The sequence below is a fragment of the Streptomyces sp. NPDC032472 genome (genome assembly GCF_040636955.1).
Lineage (GTDB): Bacteria > Actinomycetota > Actinomycetes > Streptomycetales > Streptomycetaceae > Streptomyces.
In genome coordinates this window covers 1-2,869 of sequence record NZ_JBEZVK010000183.1, presented here as the reverse complement: position 1 = coordinate 2,869, position 2,869 = coordinate 1, and the positions used below count along the sequence as shown (strand labels likewise).

The following is a 2,869-nucleotide window of genomic DNA, read 5'->3' as shown; positions in this document are numbered from 1 at the left end:
CCGTGACCACGGGGCGGGCGGCGGCCAGGGCCTCGGCCGCGGGTCCGGGCCGGGGCGTGGAGGCGGCCAGCCAGGCGGGGGGTTCGGCAGCATCGGCCGGATGTTCCGTGAGCAGGCCGTGCGTACGCAGTTGCGCGGTCAGCGCGTCCAGGGCGGCCCCGACCCGCGGGTCGGCCGGATCGAGGAGGCGGCCGGGCGCTGCCCCGCCGTCCCCCGGCCCGTGGCCCAGCCGCTCGGACAGCAGTTCCCACAGGGCCGGCAGGGCCCGGCTGCCCTCCAGCGTCACGCTCCCGTCCCGGCCGCGCAGGTGCAGCCCGGCCCGCAGTGGGGTGACCGCCACCCCGGGCCGCAGCCGCAGCCGCAGGCGCGCGGGCTCGGCGGCGGCGGTCACGGCGTCCCCTCCACGGCGGCGATGACCCCGTCGAGGTGCGTCTGCCACCGGTGCCCCGTGAGCCCCGGCACGCTCCGTACCACCAAGTGGGCGGCCAGGTAGCGCTCCACGGGCCGGACGTCGCAGATCGCGAAGAGCCGGTAGAGCCCGTTCGTACAGGCCCGGTGGACCACGTACTCGGGGCGGTCGAACATCGCACCCCGCGGGTCCGAGCGGTGCAGCCGCCGGTGGAAGTCGCTGTACCCGGTCCGCAGGTCCCGGTCCCAGCGCGCGGCAGTGGCCGGGTCGCCCATCGCCGCGGCCCGGTCCCGGTACTCGCCGGAGTCGCCGCCGAGGTCCGCGCCCGCGGTGAACCGTTCCTCCGCGATCCGCCACGCCTCGGCGGACCAGTCGGCCCAGGCCCGTTCCCAGCCACTCGGGCCCCCGGCCGCACCCCCGCCCGCGATCCGGCCGACCAGCCGGGAGATCGCCTCGCCCGCGGCCTCCCAGCGCCGCTCGAAGGCCGCCCGCAGCCGGCCGTCGGGATCGTCGTGGAGGAGGAAGTCCTCCAGATGGGAGACGTACGAGTAGTGGCCGCCGACCAGGCCTCCGGGGTGCGCGGCCGCATGGGCGGCAAGGGCCGCCGCCACGAGCTCGACCCGGGCCGCGGAGGCGTCCTGGCGCCCGCCGAGGAAGGCGGTGCCCGCTTCGAGCGCGGGCAGGCCCAGGGCCAGCAGGTCCTCGCGCAGCCGCACCCCGTCCGGGCCGATCAGCGCCTCCAGGGAGCTCCGGTCCACCGGCTCCACCCGCACCGTGTTGTCCGGTACGAGCGGACCGTACGGCGGAGGGATCAGCTCCGCCCGCCCCGCCGACGCCGCCTGGGCCAGCAGCTCCCGCTCGTCGACCGCAGCCCTCGACGGGTGTACGGCCACATGGGCGCGCAGCTCGGCAGCGGTCCGCTCGGCAGCGGCGGCCACCGTCCCCGGCGCGCCGCGCAGCCGTAGCCTCAGGTGGGGCCCGTACAGCCAGTGGCGTTCGACGTGGACGGTCAGCCCGTCCGCCGCCGTCCGCCGGGCGAGCGGCAGCACGGCCTCGCGCAGCAGGGGCGCCTTGACCGGTTCGTAGTGCCGTACGACGACGTCGAGGGCGGCGGGGTCCGGGCCGGTGACCGGGGCGGTGACCGGGGCGTTCATCGGGTGCCTCCTCTCCGGCTGACGGGCGGGGCGGGACGCGCCGGGCGGTAGGTCTCGGCGACCAGTTCCACGGCGCGGGCGGGATGCCCCCGGCCCCCGAACACGGGCAGGGCCTCCTCCAGCACCACGCCGCGCGGATGGCGGGCCAGCCAGCCGGCGAGGCACCGCAGATGCAGGGCGCTGCCCAGGTCCAGGGCCTGCGGCTTCGGCGCGCGCAGGCTGCGTACGAAGTCCTCCACGGCCCGGCCGGCCGGCGGCTCGGGAACCGGGTGGAGGAACAGCTGCTCGGGCAGGCCCAGCAGCGCCCGCCAGCGGGCCGCCGCAGCGGCGGGGACCTCGCCGGGGTCGGCCGCGAGCTCGGCCCGCAGCGCGGCGAGCACCGCCTCGGGCAGGTGCCAGCGCCGCCGGGCGAGCACCAGGTGCCGGTGGCGCAGCCGCGGGGTGGTGACCACCTCGCCGCCGGGCGCGGCCAGCGTGCGGCGGGGCAGCAGCGGCCGGAAGTCGACCACCCCGCCGGGGTGGTCGCAGAGGAACGGCGCGAGGCGTTGCGGGAGCATGACCGGGGCGAGGAAGCCGAGGTAGAGCACGTCGAGGGGCTCGCCGGTGGCCCGAAGCCGCAGCCGGAGCTGGTCGGAGGCAGGCTCGTGGACCAGCTCCACATCGGCCTCGGCGAGGGCGGACCAGTAGCGGTCGGGCCCGAGCTCCTCGTCGGTCAGGAGCGGGTGGAGGTTGGCGTTGAAGCCGCCCACCGGCCGGATCTGCGCGGCGCGGGCGCCGTCGCCGAGGCCGCGGCGGATCTCGCGGGCCACCGCGGCGGCGGCGCCCGGGGGCAGGTCGTCGAGGAAGCGGCTGGTGAAGCGGCCCCAGCCGCCGTAGACGTGGTTGACGCAGAGCAGGCTGTCGCCGTCGCCGCCCACCCGGCGGCCCGGGATGACGCGCTGGACGAACCAGGAGTAGCTGAGCGGGCGGGCGGCGGTCCAGCCGGGCAGCCGTGCGGTGAGTCCGCACACGGCGTCGACGGGCAACACCACCTCCTCCGCCGGCCCGGCGGCCCGTACCTGCTGGACGAACTCCTCCCGCAGGTACGCAAGTTGGCTGAGCGCCCCCGACAGCCCGGGATCACCGCAGGCGCGGCTGGCGAGGCGTGCGGCCTCTTCCCACGCGGCGGCGGTGTCGGCGCCGAACTCCCAAGGGGCGGGGCAGATCCCGCCGGGCCCGTAACGGGCGACGAAGCGCTCCAGCGCGGCCCGCCGCATCCAGTGCCCCAGGTCGAACAGCTCGGCCAGACCCGCCACTTCGCCGAGGG

The 2,869-nt window shown here is 77.8% G+C and carries 2 protein-coding genes and 1 pseudogene; all 3 read right to left on the bottom strand.

Annotated elements, in window-relative coordinates:
- A pseudogene (locus AB0F11_RS37995) lies at positions 1-391 on the bottom strand (hypothetical protein); the annotation flags it as partial.
- Positions 388-1,563 (bottom strand): lantibiotic dehydratase C-terminal domain-containing protein, encoded by a 1,176-nt coding sequence (locus AB0F11_RS37990; RefSeq protein WP_362184409.1) that lies wholly within the window; start codon positions 1,561-1,563, stop codon positions 388-390. The gene AB0F11_RS37990 and the pseudogene AB0F11_RS37995, both read right to left, overlap by 4 nt.
- A partial coding sequence (locus AB0F11_RS37985) for a lantibiotic dehydratase (protein ID WP_362184407.1) occupies positions 1,560-2,869 on the bottom strand: 1,310 nt, incomplete at its 5' end. The genes AB0F11_RS37985 and AB0F11_RS37990, both read right to left, overlap by 4 nt.

Coding starts and splice junctions, on each gene's coding strand:
- AB0F11_RS37990 (WP_362184409.1), bottom strand. CDS start 1,563: ATGAACGCCCCGGTCACCGCCCCGGTCACCGGCCCGGACCCCGCCGCC.